Origin of the sequence: Mesorhizobium sp. M0052 (assembly GCF_040323255.1) — a bacterium.
In the GTDB taxonomy this organism is placed as follows: domain Bacteria; phylum Pseudomonadota; class Alphaproteobacteria; order Rhizobiales; family Rhizobiaceae; genus Mesorhizobium.
The window spans coordinates 31726-48713 of record NZ_JAMYUS010000017.1; the positions used below are offsets into that span (position 1 = coordinate 31726).

Below are 16988 nucleotides of genomic sequence, written 5' to 3' on the forward strand. Positions count from 1 at the left end.
CCGTGATTGACATAATTGCCGCGCGAATCCTCATGCTCGCCTAACCGGCCGGAACGATTTGCAATCCGGGCAGGCTCGACAAATCAAGGAGTAGCTCGTTCCGTGTCCAAGCCCAGACAAGTCTTGGTTATCTCACGGGCGCGATACAAAAGGCACAGGCTGGACTTGGCTGCCGGGGGCGGGGCTTGTCGACCGCTCGATTGAAAGTGAGATGCGAGGCGGAGAATCACCCATGTGCAGAGCGGCAAGGCGCTCGCCTACCTCCCTGTCATTCACCGTCAGCCGATGGTTTAGACGAAGATAGTCCGTCCATGTCGGCGTGCGGAATGTCTCGGTCCAAAGCGTCGACTTCTGAAGGTCGCGCTGGAGGGTCCAGTCCCGCGCACCGGCGCGGCTCTGAACGCGCCGCCTTTCGCGCATGCAGCTCAGAAATTCATCGATACTCTCCTCGGGTATCGAGTACTCCACCTTGATCACGATCGGACCGCTCCTGGGCTTCAAAGGGAGGGCCAGTTCTGGTGGCCTGAAGTCGACGGCCGCTTGATCCGATTCCTCCCATAGCCGCACTGGCAATAGCTTTCCCACAGCCGCGACCAGCAACAGTGCCGCTGCAGCACCTTCCAAAGCCCACGTCAGCGAATAGTACTGCGCGACAGCACCCCAGATCCAGCTGCCCGCTGCCATGCCGCCGTAGGTCAGGGCGTAATAGATGGACAGGGTCCGACCAACGACCCACCTTGGGCTTGCCAACTGCACACACACGTCGGTTCCGGTCCAGGTGACAACCCAGCCAGCGCCACCGATTGCAAGCGCGATCGCCGCCACAGCCACCGACGATGTGAGGGCCATCAAAAGGCAACACGTTGCGCAAGCAACGGATGCGAGCGTGATCAATCGGTTCTGGGACGTAATGCGTCTCAAGTAGCTGCTGCCAATGCCGGCTATGAAGGCGCCTGTGCCGAAGCCAGCCAATAGCACCCCGTAAACAATTGGCCCTCCCGCCAGCTGGTCGCGAACCAGGAGGGGGAGCAGAGCAAGGATCGAGATGCTTGACAGCCCGAATAGGGTTGCACGCACAATCGCCACTCTGATCTCTGAGGATATTGCCGTGAATCGCATGCCATCATGAATGGCCGTAGTCATCCGCTCGCGCGGAAGAGGCGAAAAGCGAACTTGCCACTTTGAGCGCAGAACAGCGCTCAACGGGACCAGGTCACTCAGCGCAGCGAGGGCGAAAGCCGTAAGGGGGCCTAGCAAAGCTAAGATTACACCGCCCAGCGCCGGTCCTATGCTCCGAACCACGTTGTAGCCCACCGACATCAGCGTCACTGCGGCGGGTATGTCGCGCTTTTCCAGGATATCGCCTACCGACGCGTGCCATGCTGGATCGTTCAAGGCAAAGCCGCATCCGGCCAAGAAACTCAGTCCCAGGATCAGCCATGGACTAACAAAGCCCAGTCCCACAGCGAGTGCCAGCGCCGTGGATGCCAGTGCGATAAGGCAGTGTCCGGCAAGCATCACGCCGCGGCGGCTGAAGCTGTCTGCAATGGCTCCAGCAAGGATCGACAAGAAGAACGCGGGCAGTGTCGATGCAGCCTGTACGAGCGCAACCATTAGATCGGAGGCTGAAATCGTCGCCATGAGCCAGCTTATAGCCACGCTCTGCACCAGCCAGCCAAGGCTGGATATCTGCGTGGCTGTCCAGATAGAACGAAAGACCGGGTTGTGAAGAGGGATCAGTGTGTTTGCCGCAAAGCGCGGAGGATCTTGACGCCGCATCACTTCTCTCCTCCACTGGGTGTCGTTCGTCCGCTCATTTGCTTACAGCGGTGCGCTCTGTGCACAGACTGCGTCACAACGAAGTTCCGAAATCGCGCTCGCAACAAGGACAATGTGACATCCATGGTGCTGATGCGCCTTGAGGTACCAACCTGGCCGTTAGCTGATGGGTCCCGCAGCCCGCTGGGTGCGGTCAGTTCTGCCCTGCGACTCTTGGCTTTGGACGGTGCTAGCGCCCCGATGGCCGGCTTGTCAAACTGCCGTAGTGCCAGCACATCCATCCCATCTGTTGACCGCGATCTCCGACGAGGTCGAGCAGCAGTAGGTCAACGGCAAATCTGGGTATTTCCGCTATCCGGTCGAGCGCGTGGCCATCGTCCGGAAACCCGAAGACGTTCATCACCCAGGCGACCACCACGCCCGAGACAATGCGACACGGCGGTAGCGGTTCACCAGAGGACGTGCGTTCTACTCAGCAGGAACATTGTTCTGCCGATCGTCGGCTGCGCCAGCCGTCACGTAAAGCGGCGCCAGAGTTCTTGCACCCGTCATTGGACTCCCGCTTTGCAGGTTTCGCCTAGGGCCTGCATCAGGTCATCTATAATGTCCTGAGGATGTTCAAGCCCTACAGAAATTCGCAGCAATCCGCCTGGCGCTTTGGACTTCGCACCTTCAACGGATGCGCGATGCTCTATCAGAGAATGCGTCCCGCCAAGGCTTGTCGCCCGGACAACAATCTTCAGGCGGCCGGCCACGGCCATTGCAGCATCGGCTCCGCCCTCGACGATAAAGGATAGCATCGCTCCGTAATGGCTCATTTGCCGCGTAGCAAGATCGTGTCCCGGATCAGTTTGCAAACCAGGAAAGAGCACTTTTTCGACGCGCGGATGAGACGCCAGGGCCTCGGCCACTTTCTGGGCGCCTTCGCAATGGGCGCGCATGCGGACCGGCAATGTCTGCAGGCCCCGCAACGCCAGCCAACAGTCGAAGGGCGCTGCGACGCTGCCCTTGTGTTTCTGGACCATCCGCAATGGGCGACCGAGGGGTGACGCGTTTGGGACAATGACGACACCGGCCATCAAATCCGAGTGGCCGCCAATGTACTTTGTCGCCGAGTGCATCACCGCGTCTGCCCCGATTTCGAGTGGCAGTTGAAGCACTGGGGTGGCCCACGTATTGTCCACCACCGCCAAGGCGTCTGCCTCGTGCGCGATTGCGCAGATGGCCGCAATGTCGACAACGCGGATCATCGGGTTTGACGGCGTCTCGACCCAGACGAGGCCAGTCCGCTTCGATGTCACCGCGGCGCGCAAAGCATCCAAATCGCGCATGTCGACGGGGGCAAAGTCGAAGCGAGACCCAATGTCGGTCTCTTCGATCAGCGAACGAATGCCGAAATACATGTCATCCGGCAGAACGATCCGACCCGCCGACGGATGGCTCTCGAAAACTGCAGCGATTGCGGCCATGCCCGAAGCGAAGGCGATGCCGTCTCCCCCTCCCTCAAGCGTCGCCATGGCCGCCTCGAACGCATTGCGTGTCGGATTTCCATCCCTTGTGTATTCGAAGCCGGACGGAAATGACCCGTTGGCGCCTCGTTCGAACGTCGTGCTGGTGTGCAGCGGCATGGATACGGCCCCCGTGGACGCGTCGACACCTCGGCCGCAGTGGATCGCCTTCGTCTCAAAACGCATCGGTTATTCCTTCCTAACGGGCAGTTGCAATTTCGTGCCGGTCATTATACTGACCGCAATACGTGAGCCGAGGACTCAAGTCAATATAATGACCAATGTTACGGAAGCGTTTGATGCCGAGCAAGCGCTTGGGCAAGCGATAGCAGCCCGGATCCGAGACTTGAGGCGTGACCAAAGCCTGACCCTGGATCGCCTGGCTAAACTAAGTGGCCTATCGAAGGGAACCGTGGTCGCGCTGGAGCAGGGTAGGGCGAACCCCAGTATCGGCATACTGTGTCGGCTGGCGGCGGCGTTTTCGCTCTCGGTGGCCGATTTGTTGAACGAGCACCCTTCCACGGTGCGCCTTCCCATCGAGCGGACAGAGACCAGGAGGCTTTGGACGAGCGCCAAGGGAAGCTCTGCGCAACTGCATTCGTCGACCTCGGGACGCACGATGTTCGAACTGTGGAGCTGGGTCATGATGCCGGGCGATGTGTTTTCCGCGGACGCTCATAGTCCGGATACGCGCGAGCTGATCTCGGTCAGTCAGGGTGCCCTGAGCGTTGTGGTAGGTACCCACGTGGAAATTTTAAGCGAAGGCGAGAGTGCGCGGCTTGTCACTGACCAACCTCACTCATATGCGGCGGCATCTGATGTGCCCGCCCACTTCACGATGGCGGTGCTTGAGCGTGGTGGACACCGAAATCCGGGGCACTCGTCGACGGCAGCGAAGATTCAGGGGCACGTTCCGTAAGGCCCCGCCGATTACTAACAACCGCACATTCGCGACAGGAGATAAACCGTTGTACGTTCCGCCTCATTTTGCCGTCCCTGATCAGAACGCCCTGTTTGACCTTATCGAGAGACACCCGCTGGGTATCCTCGTCACCCAAAGCAAAGGCACGCTGGACGCGAACCACCTCCCTTTCGAGCTTGACCGCTCGAAGGGAGACAAGGGCGTTCTCAATTGCCATGTCGCTCGCAAGAACCCAGTCTGGGAGGAAGTCGCCAATGGCGATGAGGTTCTCGTAATCTTCCGTGAGGCCGACGCTTACATCTCGCCGAACTGGTATCCGAGCAAGCATGAATTCCACAAGCAGGTGCCGACCTGGAACTATCTCGTCGTCCATGCCCACGGACGCATCACTGTCCGGGATGATGAGCGGTATGTGCGCCGCAACGTGGCGAAGCTCACTCACATGCAAGAAGCCTCGCAGCCGGTCCCATGGAAGATGGGCGACGCGCCGAAGGACTTCATCGACACGATGGTCAGGGCAATCGTCGCCTTGGAGATCGAGATCACCGGCCTGGTTGGAAAATCAAAACTCAGCCAGAACAAAGAGTTGCGCGACATTCAGAACCCTGGCGAAATGCTGCGTGCCCAAGGGGCCATTGCGATGGGAGAAGCGATGCTCGCGGCTGCGGCGGTCAAATCCCAATAGCATGTGTCTTGTCCCGACAAAGCCGCTGGTGCCGGCTTCCCGACGGGTCACCTAGTCCGCCTTGACGCACGGCAATAGCGTTTGACGGCCTGAAGCGACGCTGTGGTCACCCTTGTGATGCTTTTCCACGCGCCTGGTCAGGCGCCAGGATTGCTCCGTCGTGAGGACAGGCGGGAGTTTGCAGGTTGCGGTGGGCGGGTTCGTTTCCGGCGCCTGCGCCCCGTCGTATGTCGCGAGTTGAGGAATGCGATCGAGGGCGATGTGCAGGATGCGCTGCGGGAACGTCGTCGGCTGGCACAGACGGACTTCCGATTTCACCTCGACCACCCGCGCAGCGGTTTTGAATGAGGCGCAAACGCACGCGTGTCGAATTGGGCGATTTCCCTTGGGCGCCGAGCTCGACCATGCGCGATGATGCGCTCGACGCAGCTCCAGCTGGCGGCGCCTTCAACGAACTCCTTGAACCTGCAGACCTTGCCCGAAAGCACTTGCTCTTACGGGAGATGATTGGCTTTGTCGCCGAAGCGACTGATGGAGATGTTGGTGGGCGCCGCCGCGTAGGCGACGACCCCGTAATCACAGCGGGAGCTCGCAGGCGGGGTCGACAAACACCCTTGATTGGCCGAGCTTGAGGTGCATCTCTATCAGGCTGATTGCTTATTGGGCTGGTCCAGCGTTTGATCGGACCCATGATCCATCCGACCAGCTTGTGAGGGATGCAACCGAACCAGGCGCTGCTCCCACAGTCTTCGCAGGCCCTCCATTAGAGCTGCATGCCTGGCCTGATCCGGCTCAATCATATTGAGGTGATCTCGCAACACGGCTTCGCCCTCGATCCGCATCAGTAGATTAAACAAGTCGTTTGAAATTCGCACACTGTCAATGCTGGAGTGGTTCGGAATAATCTCGCAGACAGTCTCCTGATGATCTCGCGCTGTGTAAGCACGGGTTTGATGGAGGGAGACTGAGGGAGGCAATGAAATCGCAAGCGCAGTCCAATCCTGCAGCGTTGCAGCCCGTTTTTTTACCAGGAAGGGCCCGACCACAAGTCCATCCAGCTCTGTCGTCAAAAATGTGGCAATCGCGTCTGCAACCGTATCCACGATCGGTTCAGCATTGTTGTTAAAGGACGTATTGAGCAGAATTGGAGTGCCTGTCCGCTTCTTGAAGGCATTGATGACCTCCCAGTAAGCTGGGTTGGCATCGCGCGATACTGTTTGCAGCCGAGCCGTACCGTCAACGTGCGTAATGGCACCCAACAAGGCGCGCTTTGAGTCACGCACGCGAACGACGAAATTCATGAATGGAAATTCGTGCTTACCGTCCGGGAGGTCGAAAAATTCGCTCGCATCCTCTTCCAGCACAGATGGTGCGAAAGGCCTATAGCCTTCGCGCTTCTTGACCATGGCATTGATCCGGTCCTTGTTTGCAGCGGGCCGAGGGTCGGCAAGAATGCTGCGGTTGCCCAGCGCACGTGGCCCAAACTCCGAACGACCCTGCACCCAGCCGATCACGGCGCCGTTGGTGATCCAGTGGGCTGCACTGCTCGCTACGTCATAAGAGCGTTCAACCTCGAGATGTCCGGACCATGCATTCAGTTCCTGTTCCACGGCGCGGTCGCTCCCGAGATCAGGACCCCAATAGACCTCCTGCAGTCGCTCACGCGGCGCGGGGCGGCCCATCTCGTTAGAGACTATCAGCGCAGCTCCCAATGCGCAGCCAGCGTCGTGAGACGCGGGTTGCACGAAGATGTCTTCGAAAAGCCCTGAATACAGCAGCTTGCCGTTCATCGTGCAGTTGTGGGCTACCCCTCCCGCCAGACACAACCGCTTCATGCCGGTGGCCTCACGGTGGTGCCGGAGAATGTGGAACACGATCCGCTCAAGCGCTTCCTGCAGTGACGCACTCACATCTCGATGCTGCTGGGTGAAAGGCATTCCCTTTCGCCTGATCTCGATGTTGCGGAGCAACGCCGGACCGATGCGGTCGAGGTGAACACGGTAGCCACCGTTGGCGGAGAGCTCGTACAACTGCTCGAAGAGCTCGCGATAGGGAGCGGGGTCGCCATAGGGCGCGAGTCCCATTACCTTATACTCGTCGAACATGCCGTAGCCGAGACAGCGGATCGTCTCGAGATAAAACAGCCCAAGAGAATTGTCCTCCGGGAAAGCCTCGATTTGCGTAATTTCTGTGCCAGACCCTACCGCCACAAGGCCCGACAGGAAATCACCACAGCCATCAATCGCTAGAATGAGACTTTGTTCGAAGCCCGACATTGCAAAGGCGCTCACGGCGTGCGCCTGATGATGACCTACGAATGAAATACGCGAACTGTCCAACTTAGTGCCGAACTCACGCGCTAACAGGTTCTGCACCAACATTTTAGCATCCAACGGAGTGGAGAGAATGTCCGGTTGGGAAGCGGACATACCTTCAAGCATGGCGTTGGCATAGGGCTCGCTGGCGTAGACCGCGACACGATCAATGTCGCTGAGCTGAACCCCGGCCGTCGAGAGACAGTATTGAATCGAACCACTTGGCAGCTTGTTCGAGTGCTTGATTCGATTGAGGCGTTCCTCTTCTACGGCGGCTATCACCTTTCCGTCTCGGACGAGCACCGCGGCGCCATCGTGCATAAAGGCGTTCGGACGCTCGAATCGGTTTTCATGGACTTGGTCAAGTCCGCCGCTGATTCCTAGGCACAGCATTTCTTTCTCCAAATAGTAACGGGAAGCCAAATTGGCTTACCTCGACTGTTTCCAACTAAATAGGCGTGTTGTCGCCTGCAGCTGCGACCGCCCGTCAGGCATCAGCGGCATCGAAGAAAGCCTCATAAACGATCAATGAGATGCTTCGACTGTGACGCCTACAGTGCCATCACGCCGAGAGCTTGGCTGGATCATCCAATCCTGAGCGGCTGCTGACCTGTATCCGGCGATGTCGTTTCATCGGCAGAACCAACTTGCGATGCCGCCTGTTCTTGGGAAGGGCGGCCGTCGACGAATAACAGTACCGCCCCCGTGAACTGGCCCGATTTCATTCTCCGAAGCGACCATGGTCGCACCGCCCGACATTGTCGGCCAGTTGCAACTCACTTTCTCGGCACGACCTCCACTGCACGTCAGGGCGCATCGAAGATTTTCTCCTTTGGATTATACCTAAGGCAGCTTTCGTCACGCGTTAGAGCAGCGTGTGATTGGTGCGTGAGGCTCTTTTTTGTCCATGCACGATTCCGGAAGAGTGATGAAATCGATTGTTTTGATCAAAGTCATCCACGCTATGAATAACAGCCGCAGCACATGCGTTTTCAAAGCGCTTCAGGCTTCCCGGATGGCTACTCCGATGTGAAGCGCATGGCATTCCAAGCGCTCTGTCAACCAAACGATGAGTATCGGCGTCGACCCACATTGCCTTCGTCTTCGCGACTCCGTGACAGCGGCTGGCATTGTGTTTGTAGAGCATCGGGCGAAGATCATGTCGATCGGCCATCTCGCCTGCCTATCGGCAAACCCTTGAACAATGATCCACGCACCAGCGCGATTGTGATCACGAGCGCCTCTGAGCTCGGGAGGTTCGGTTTTCTGAGGGCCTGGGTCTCCGAAGCGATGGAGGTAGCTAGCCTTCCTGGTGCTATACGGTTGTGCTCTTCATGGAGTGGACGCATTTGCGTCTCGAAAGCGGTTCTTCAGTGGAACCGGCGCCAAGGCCCGTCTGTGGTCGTTCAGAACACGGGGTGCCGTCTCCAAACCGGATATTGGAGCGGGCAGCCGCCGGAATTTGACCCATGGAGATGAGCGCCTGTCAGGAGGCGTTTCGAAAACGGCGCGATCTTCATCGCGGCTGTTTCATGGTGTCATTCCTGACATGTTCTTTATAATCGGCAGCTTGCGGATAGTCTTGCCCGTCGCCGCCCGTAGCGCGTTGGCGACGGCCGGGCCGATCGGCGGCACACCTGGCTCACCAACTCCCGTGGGCGGCTCCTCGGACGGCACAATGTGCACCTCGACTCGCGGCATCTGCTCGATCCTGAGCGGTGTATAGGTATCGTAGTTCTCTTGGTCTACGACACCGCCCTTCAGGGTCAGCTCCTCCTGGAGGATCGCACCTAGCCCGAATCCGATACCGCCCTCCATCTGAGCGCGAATCTGGTCAGGATTTATCGCGGTGCCGCAATCTACCGCGCAGACAACGCGGTCGACCTTGAAACCATTTTCATCGTTGAGGGTGATCTCCACCACATCGGCGACATAGGTCGAGAGGCTTTCATGCAGGGCCACGCCGCGGAAACGGCCTTCCGGCAGAGGCTTGTCCCAGCCTGCCTTCTCAGCAGCCACTTTAAGCACGGCGGCATGCCGTGGATGGTGACCGAGCATTGACAAGCGGAAGTCGACCGGATCACGGTTCGCAGCGGCGGCGAGCTCATCGATCAGGGTTTCCACCGCGTAAGCGGTGTGGGTGGAGCCTACCGAACGCCACCACAGCACCGGGATGTTCACGTCCGTGGTGGTCAGCTCGACCTTCAGGTTCGGGATCGCATAGGGCAGGTTGGTGGCGCCCTCTACGGAGGTTGGATCGATGCCGTTCTTGATCATCGCCGCAGAGGTCGAACCGCCCAAGACCGATTGGCCCACGATGTGGTCATGGAGAGCGACGACATTGCCTTTCTTGTCGAGCCCCGCCTTGACTGCATGCACATAGGCCGGCCGGTACCGCCCACCCCGCATGTCATTCTCGCGGGTCCACTGCACCTTCACTGGCTTGCCGCGTCCCAGTGCACGCGCTGTGGAAACAGCTTCGATAATGACATCTGCATCAAAGACCGCGCGGCGGCCGAAACTGCCGCCGGTCTTCATCACGTGCAGCCTCACCTTTTCCGGCGTGGTGCCGCCTACCTGAGCGGCAGCCGCCTGATAAAGGTCGGGCATCTGGTGTCCGCCCCAGACGTCGATGGTGCCGTCTTCGTTGATTCGGGCGGCCGCGTTGAGTGGCTCGATCGAAGCATGGACAAGATAGGGGAATTCGTAGTGCCCCTCGATGATTTTCTCAGCACTGGCGAACGCTGCGGGAGTGTTACCGTCGTCGCGCGCGGTGGCCGCGCCCAGATCGTCTGCTGCCTTGTTGTATTCGGCCATGATCTCGGCCGTGCCGCGCCCTTCGGCCTTCTCCTCGTTCCAGGTCACCTCCACGAGTTCGCGGCCCTTGAGCGCCGTCCAGGTGTCCCTGCCAACCACGGCAATGCCTCGCGGCGTCTGGACGACATCGACAATGCCGTCGAGTGCCTTCGCCTTGGTTGCGTCGAAGCTCTCGATCTCGGCGCCGAACTTCGGCGGATGGATCATAACGGCCGTCTGGAGTCCCTCCATCATGAGGTCGATCGTGTAGGTCTGCGCGCCGTTGGTCTTGCCGGCGGAATCGTAGCGCTTGAGGCTGTCCGATCCGATCTGGGCCCACTTGTCGCGCGGCTTTAGCGGCACGTCGTCGGGAACCGGCATTCCCGCTGCGGCTTCAGCCAGGTCACCGTAGCGCGCCTGCATCCCTGAGGCGTGCGACACGACCCCGGAAGCGACTTTGATCTCGCCGGCTGGCACATCCCACCGCTGCGCCGCGGCCGCCACCAGCAAGGCCCGTGCGGCAGCACCCGCCTTGCGGTAGCGTTCCCACGACGAACTCATCGACGTGGAGCCACCGGTTGCCTGTGCGGCCCCGCCCCAGGCGAGATTGCCGTAGAGCGCGGTATTGCCATATCCGCCGACCACGTCCACCTGCGCCCAGTCGCCGTCGAGCTCTTCCATAACCAGGGTGGCGATGCCGAAATAGGAGCCTTGTCCCATCTCGAACTGCGAGGAGTAGATGATGATTCGGTTCTCCTTTGTGATCTCGACATAGGTCTGGAAGGGGTTCGCCTGAACCTTTGCAGTAGTCGTTTGTGCGATGTCGGACGCCGCCAGCACTAGCCGGTAGCCTACGGCGAGGCCAGCGGTGGTGACGCCCGCGCCGACGAGGAACCGGCGGCGCGTGGGCCGCACGGAGTTATGCTTCGAGAGAAACTGCGACATGCCTCAAGTCTCCAGCCGGTTGGCGGTCTCGTGGATGGCCGCGCGGATGCGATGATAGGTGGCGCAGCGGCAGAGATTGCCGCTCATCGCCGAATCAATATCATCGTCCGACGGCTTAGGCGTTTCTGTAAGGAGGGCCACGGCCGACATGATCTGGCCAGACTGGCAATAGCCGCATTGAGGTACGTCGAACTCGGCCCACACGGCCTGGACCGTTTCGCCTATCTTGCCCGACACACCCTCAATGGTGGTGATCGAGGCTCCTTCGATGTCGCCGACTGCGGTCTGGCACGAGCGCGTCGGCATGCCGTTAACGTGAACCGTGCAAGCGCCGCACTGGGCAAGCCCGCAACCGAATTTCGTTCCCGTGAGTCCGATGACGTCACGGACCGCCCAGAGCAGCGGCATCTCTGGATCGACGTCGAGTGTTCGCGCCTCGCCATTGAGGGTAAAAGCGACCATTGCTTGCTCTCCTTGTCCTGAGCTGGCTATCTCGTTGAGCCTCCGCCCGCCTGGCAACCGAGCTCTTGTTGCTGGGCCTAGCGACCACACCGTAGGAACGCGCAGCTCAAGCAACAAGCCGCTAGTTTGGCGAGTTACGAGATCGTGAAGTGGGTCGTGTCGAAAGGCTGGAGGCAACTGAATGTCATTTTTTGGGCGGACAGGCCGCTTAGGCTGGGTTACACGAGACTGGACATTCGGGTCGTCGCGAACATCGACCGCTGGTCGGCCGCGTCCGGCAGGGCCCTGATTGGCTACACGAAATGAAATGGGACGACTATCGATGGGGGCCTACCTCGACCCGCAACCTCCACGACGGGACCCTCAGGTTTCCGACTATCGTCCCGGGCGGTGGCCGAGCTCGGCGCCTCGGACGCTATAATAGACGGTGAGGCGTTCGTCGTTGACCAGAAGGCTTGTCGCGCATTCCCAGTCTTCAGCGGGCTCTTGGCCGCGGCGGGAGACGTCAGGACCATGCTTGCCGGCTTCGACCTGCTCAAGATCGACGGCGAGGGTCTTCGCGATCGGCCACTCGTCGATCGGCGCAAAGCGCTAGTTAACCTGCTGAAACGCCGCCAAACGGCATCGTTCTGAGCGACGAGATCAGCGGCGGCAGCGACATTCTCGCGCAAGTCTGCCAGTTCGGCCTCGAGGGCACCGTCTCCAAGCTTCGTGTCAGTCCATATCGATCCGGCCGGCGCCAAGAATGGGTGAGACAAAATGCGTGCTGAGTGGTGAGTTCATCGTCATCGGCTGCGAACCCGGCAACAGTTACGGCGGTCGGGAAGCGTGCTCTGGCGAATGTCGAGGACGGAAATCTGGTGTTCGCCGGCGGCATTGGCACCGGCTTCAATGCGCGCACCGGGCCGGAAGTAAAGCGCCGGCTCGATGCCATTCCAATGGATAAACCACCGATTCCTAGTTTGAAGGCGAACGGTGCGGCATGGGCGGAGTGCCCTGCGCAGTCTGTACCTCCGCAGTCGATTGTCGAGTTCGAAGGGGGTGTGATTGGCGTCGAGACCGCTCCAGCCATGGCTATCAGCACGCCGAGTGCGTTGTTTTCGATCAGTTCTCGAAATGAGCGGGTAAATACCTTTCACTTGCCGAACGGGGTTTGCTGTTCACCGGCTGGCATCCGATGGCAAACCTTTCAACGCGGCGGCGATCTGGCGCTTCGCTGCTGGGGGCAGAGGCAGGATGGGACGCGGGGGGTCGGCACAAATGTCGAGCAATTCAGCGAGTGCATAGACGACGCGAAGGCTCGAGAACTCCTTGAAGAGGCTCCAGATCGGGACCAGCGCGGCATTGATCCGTCGCGCTTCGGCCGCATCCCCCTGTTGCGCCGCTGTGACGATCGTCATGCAGACCTCGGGCAGGATGCCCGCGAGGACGCTGTACCATGTGTCGGCGCCGGCGATCATGGCCTCGGCGGCGTTCCAGTCGCCGCTGTAACCAATCGAGAACCCTTCCGGCAGTGTACGCCTCTGGGCGGTCAGGTGGTTCTTGATCGCATCGCTTTTGTCTGTCGGATTCTTGATGGCGACAATCCCAGCCACCTTTGCCAGGCGGCTGACAAGGGGTGGACTGAAATGGAAATGCGTCGTTCCTGGATTGTCGTAGACGACGATCGGCAGGCCACTTTCGCGCGCCACAGTGGAGAAATGTTCTAGCACCTCGTCATCAGTAAGCGGGGTGTAGGATGCGGCGGCAAGCAAACCCGCAGCTGCTCCAAGGGCCTTGGCGTCTTGCGCGAGCCCCACGGCTTCATCGGTGCGCAGCGCGCCCACACCCACCACGACCGGCATTTGCCCCGCCGTTTGGTCCAAGGTCTCGGAGAGCGCCCGCCGCCGTTGCTCGCGCGACAGATAGATGTATGTGCCGGTGCTGCCGAGAAGACCGATGGAATCGACCTGAGCGATGCCAAGCCGAGCAATCAGCCTGCGCAGGGCAACGCTATCGACGCGGCCGTCACGATTGGTTGGGGTGATGGGGAACGCGGAAAGACCGCTCAGGAATGCCATGGCAAGGCTCCAGATCTATGTGTGAGCGCAGAGGTGACCGCATGCCAGGTCATTACAAGACGTCCAAAGCCCGCCGCAGATCGGCGATCAGATCATCAGCGTCTTCAAGCCCCACCGAGAGACGCATGAGGTCCTCGCCCACTCCATCGGCCAAATGGGCATCCTTGCGGATCGGCTGCCGAGCACGGGTGAGGCTTGCTGGATGATAGATGAGGCTGTCGGCATCGCCGAGGCTGACGGCGCGAATGATCAGGTTGAGCCGGTCCATCATCCGGCGCGCGCCTTCGTATCCAGCGTGGAGGCCAAAGGCCAACATGCCCGATCCGTTGGACATCTGTTTTCGCGCCGTCACCTGATCAGGGTGCGAGTCCAGGAACGGATAACTCACAAATGCCACCGCCGGGTGCGCTTCCAGCGCCCGAGCCACCGCAAGGGCCGTGGCGCTGTGCCGTTCCATACGCAGCGTCAGCGTCTTGAGACCGCGCAGGATCAGGAAAGCTGACATCGGCGAGAGCGCTGCGCCGGTGATGTAGCGCAGGCCCGTTTCATGCAGCGTACGGAGCGTTTGGGCGTCGCCGAGAAGCGCCCCGCCAAGGGCATCGCCATGACCATTGATGTACTTGGTCAGCGAATGGAGCACGATGTCCGCCCCGTGCTCAAGCGGTCGCTGGAGCGCGGGCGAGGCGAAGGTGCTGTCGACTGCAACCCTTACACCGCGCGCGTGAGCGCGCTCGGCAATTGCCGCTATGTCGAGGATGCGGCTCAGCGGATTCACCGGCGTCTCGAAGAAAACCAGCCGCGTCCGCTCGGTGATCGCAGCATCGAGATTTTGGGGATTTGACAGATCGACCGCGACGACCTTGATGCCGAAGCGGGGGACCGCCTGTTCGACCATGGCAAGCGTGTTCGCATAAAGCGTCTTGTGGACGATGAGTTCATCGCCCTGGGACAGGAGCGACAGGATCAGAGTGCCGAAGGCCGCCATCCCCGAGGCAACAACCAGCCCCGCCTCGGCTCCTTCCAGAATCGCGAGCCGCTGCTCGAGGATCTCGGTCGTGGGATTGTATTCGCGCGCATAGAGCCGTCCACCAAGGGCGGCGGCGGCATCGTTTGCTGCCACGCTTTCGAACCCATAGGTTGACGTCAGGAACACTGGCGGCTGGACGGCATTGGAAAAGCCGGCCGGATCGTAGCCATGATGGATCGCCCGGGTGGCAAATCCGGGGCTGGTGCGGTTGAGCGACCCCGTGGGAGTATCGGTTTCGGATTGATGGGAGCTGGTCATTCGGCCTCTGCGATCTTTCTTGGGGTTCCGAAAGATTGACGGCAACCTGGCCAATGTGAAATATCCAGTTGGCGATGAAAGAGATGGTCCAGTCTTCAAGTGCCGGGTCTGCAGCGCGCTCGCATGCGATGGGTGCACGCCAGATCTACGAAGCCCTTCGCGAGCAAATCCTCGGCGGCGTCTACGAAACCGGCAGTCAGTTGCCATCCTCCCGGGCGCTGGCAAATGACCTCGGCGTTTCGCGAACCACGGTGACGGTCGCCTATGAGCAACTGGCTGCGGAGGGTTTCATCGAAGCCCGTCAAGGCGCGCGACCTCGCGTTGCGTCTTCGTTGATCGGCCATGAGACGGGCCGCACTCACGCGAAACGGGTCGGCCCAATCCACCTGTCCGCATATGGCGAGCGGCTGGGCGCGACGTCACCCTGGCCAGATTATCTGCCGACTGGGCTGAAGGTCGAGTTCCGCTATGGGGACCTGGCACCGTCGGATTTCCCATCATTGGTCTGGAAACGCGCGATGAACGAGGCGATGGGGCAGCGCCCGCTGCGTCTTGCCTATGACGATCCTCGCGGCTCGCGCCGGCTCCGCCAGGCGCTTCAGGGATATCTCTGGCGCGCCCGGACCCTGAGCTGCGACCTCGACCAGATCGTCATCGTCAGCGGTTCGCAGCAGGGCCTTGATCTGTGCGCGCGCCTGCTTCTCGATCCCGCCGACCGCTTCGTCATCGAGGATCCGTGCTACAGGATGGCGCGTCAGGTCTTTGCCAGTACGGGTGCTTCACCCATCCCGGTCATCGTCGACGAAGACGGGATGAGGACCGAGTTGCTGGCGGGGATCGGAGCACGACTGGCTTATGTGACGCCATCGCATCAGTTTCCGCTGGGCGGCGTCATGCCGATCGCGCGCCGCCATCAGCTTCTGGAATGGGCGCGGCACAACAACGCCTATGTGATCGAGGACGACTACGATAGCGAATATCGCTACGACATCAATCCGGTCCCTCCGCTGCACAGTCTCGAGGACCACGGGGCTGTCATCTATCTCGGCACGATCTCCAAAACGCTCTCGCCGATGCTGCGCATCGGCTACCTCGTCCTCCCGCCCGAATTGCAGGACGTCTTCGCAACCGCCAAACAATTCGCAGACCGGCATTCGCCGGTCGCTGAACAGGAAGCGCTGGCATCGTTGATCGAGAGCGGCGGCTACGAAAGCCATGTGCGCCGTGTGCGCAGGCTGAACGGCGAGCGTCGGGAAACGTTGTTGGGTGCCTTGCAGCACAGCTTCGGGGATCGCATCACTGTCCAGGGAGCTGATGCGGGACTGCACGTCGCGGTTTGGTTCAATGACCTGCCACGATCGCGGGAAACGGCCTTGGTCGAATCCGCCCGCGACGCTGGCCTGGGGCTACACTTGATCTCGCCGCTCTACGTACGGCCATCGGACGAAGGCCGCACCGATCGCGTCGGACTTGTCATGGGCTATGCCGCCTTGAGCATTCGGCAGATCGGGAAGGGCGTTGAGGTCCTGCGAGAGGTTGTCAAGCAGGTGCAAGACGCGATGCCGGCGCGGAACAACTGAGACGGGGCGACGTCGAAAGCTGGCGCTGAAAACGGTCCGAGACCCCTCGTATTTCTTTCCAGACAGCCAACTGGACCGGTAAAATGCCATGCAACTGGCGCTGTTGATCAGGCCAGTTTTGCAGCAGGTTCCACGAGACGAATTCCGAGAGCGATGATGACCTGGCGAGGAAAGCTGCTTCACGTCCATATCGCGCCCGCTGCCTCCTATGAAATGGAGGAGCTGGCGCAGGCGCAGCTTATTGCCGGCCAAGGCATTGTCGGAGACCGCTACTACTTGGGGACGGGGACCTATTCCGCGCGTCCTGACGTTCGCGAAGTGACGCTGATCGAAGCTGAAGTCTTGGACGCCATCGCGCAGGGCGAACCCAGAATTCCGGGCTTCAAGGCCAAGCTCGCACCCGAAGATCACCGGCGCAATCTTACGACACGAGGCGTTCCGCTTAGCCATCTTGTCGGCAAACGCTTCCGGGTCGGGGAAACGATTCTCAGGGCAGCCCGGATGAATGTGCCGTGCAAGTATATCGAGGAGTTGCTCGGGCTTTCGGGTCTCTACGAGGGGCTTCTGAACCGCTCCGGCCTGAACTGCACAATCGACGTCGGGGGCGTGATCCGCCCTGGTGATCTGATCTTGCCCATCGACGAGTGAAAC

General features: G+C 60.3%; 12 protein-coding genes. 5 read left to right on the forward strand and 7 right to left on the reverse strand.

Translation table 11 applies throughout. From position 1 onward, the window contains the following. Window positions 1-132: 132 nt before the first annotated feature. Window positions 133-1779, reverse strand: a complete 1647-nt coding sequence (locus NKJ77_RS22175) for an MFS transporter (protein ID WP_023704122.1) — start codon at window positions 1777-1779, stop codon at window positions 133-135. Between the two features lie 548 nt (window positions 1780-2327). After that, the gene (locus NKJ77_RS22180; protein ID WP_245261060.1) at window positions 2328-3407 is read right to left on the reverse strand and encodes a trans-sulfuration enzyme family protein; all 1080 of its coding nucleotides are present in this window, start codon (window positions 3405-3407) and stop codon (window positions 2328-2330) included. Between NKJ77_RS22180 and NKJ77_RS22185 the strand changes: the two genes are divergently transcribed. Both NKJ77_RS22185 and NKJ77_RS22190 read left to right on the forward strand, forming a co-directional pair. Next, window positions 3406-4206, forward strand: a complete 801-nt coding sequence (locus tag NKJ77_RS22185; protein ID WP_245266008.1) for a helix-turn-helix domain-containing protein — start codon at window positions 3406-3408, stop codon at window positions 4204-4206. The genes NKJ77_RS22180 and NKJ77_RS22185 overlap by 2 nt on opposite strands. Window positions 4207-4255: 49 nt before the next feature. Then, window positions 4256-4894 carry an FMN-binding negative transcriptional regulator gene (locus NKJ77_RS22190; protein ID WP_023672382.1) on the forward strand — a complete coding sequence of 213 codons (639 nt, stop codon included), beginning with the start codon at window positions 4256-4258 and terminating at the stop codon, window positions 4892-4894. Between the two features lie 644 nt (window positions 4895-5538). Here NKJ77_RS22190 and NKJ77_RS22195 read toward each other — a convergent pair. The 3 genes from NKJ77_RS22195 to NKJ77_RS22205 all read right to left on the reverse strand — a co-directional run bounded on the left by NKJ77_RS22195 (window position 5539) and on the right by NKJ77_RS22205 (window position 11412). Next, window positions 5539-7602: a carbamoyltransferase family protein gene (locus NKJ77_RS22195; RefSeq protein WP_023708043.1), complete on the reverse strand. Its 2064-nt coding sequence runs from the start codon at window positions 7600-7602 to the stop codon at window positions 5539-5541. Window positions 7603-8739: 1137 nt separating this feature from the next. Next, on the reverse strand, window positions 8740-10950 hold the full coding sequence (locus tag NKJ77_RS22200; RefSeq protein WP_023747240.1) for a xanthine dehydrogenase family protein molybdopterin-binding subunit: 2211 nt from the start codon (window positions 10948-10950) through the stop codon (window positions 8740-8742). A 3-nt stretch (window positions 10951-10953) separates the two neighbouring features. Then, complete coding sequence (locus NKJ77_RS22205; RefSeq protein ID WP_023708041.1) at window positions 10954-11412, reverse strand: (2Fe-2S)-binding protein; 459 nt, start codon at window positions 11410-11412, stop codon at window positions 10954-10956. Between the two features lie 390 nt (window positions 11413-11802). On the opposite strand from NKJ77_RS22205, the gene NKJ77_RS22210 reads away from it, so the two are divergent. Further along, window positions 11803-12045 (forward strand): ATP-dependent DNA ligase, encoded by a 243-nt coding sequence (locus tag NKJ77_RS22210; RefSeq protein ID WP_023747239.1) that lies wholly within the window; start codon window positions 11803-11805, stop codon window positions 12043-12045. 527 nt (window positions 12046-12572) lie between these two features. Here the strand turns inward: NKJ77_RS22210 and NKJ77_RS22215 are convergent. Both NKJ77_RS22215 and NKJ77_RS22220 read right to left on the reverse strand, forming a co-directional pair. Continuing rightward, window positions 12573-13472, reverse strand: coding sequence for a dihydrodipicolinate synthase family protein (locus NKJ77_RS22215; protein WP_023747238.1), 900 nt, complete (start codon window positions 13470-13472; stop codon window positions 12573-12575). A 52-nt stretch (window positions 13473-13524) separates the two neighbouring features. After that, window positions 13525-14757: a trans-sulfuration enzyme family protein gene (locus NKJ77_RS22220; RefSeq protein ID WP_023711839.1), complete on the reverse strand. Its 1233-nt coding sequence runs from the start codon at window positions 14755-14757 to the stop codon at window positions 13525-13527. Between the two features lie 74 nt (window positions 14758-14831). On the opposite strand from NKJ77_RS22220, the gene pdxR reads away from it, so the two are divergent. Continuing rightward, window positions 14832-16337: a MocR-like pyridoxine biosynthesis transcription factor PdxR gene (gene pdxR / locus NKJ77_RS22225; protein ID WP_352535792.1), complete on the forward strand. Its 1506-nt coding sequence runs from the start codon at window positions 14832-14834 to the stop codon at window positions 16335-16337. A 156-nt stretch (window positions 16338-16493) separates the two neighbouring features. After that, window positions 16494-16985: an MOSC domain-containing protein gene (locus NKJ77_RS22230; RefSeq protein ID WP_023711837.1), complete on the forward strand. Its 492-nt coding sequence runs from the start codon at window positions 16494-16496 to the stop codon at window positions 16983-16985. Window positions 16986-16988: the final 3 nt, after the last annotated feature.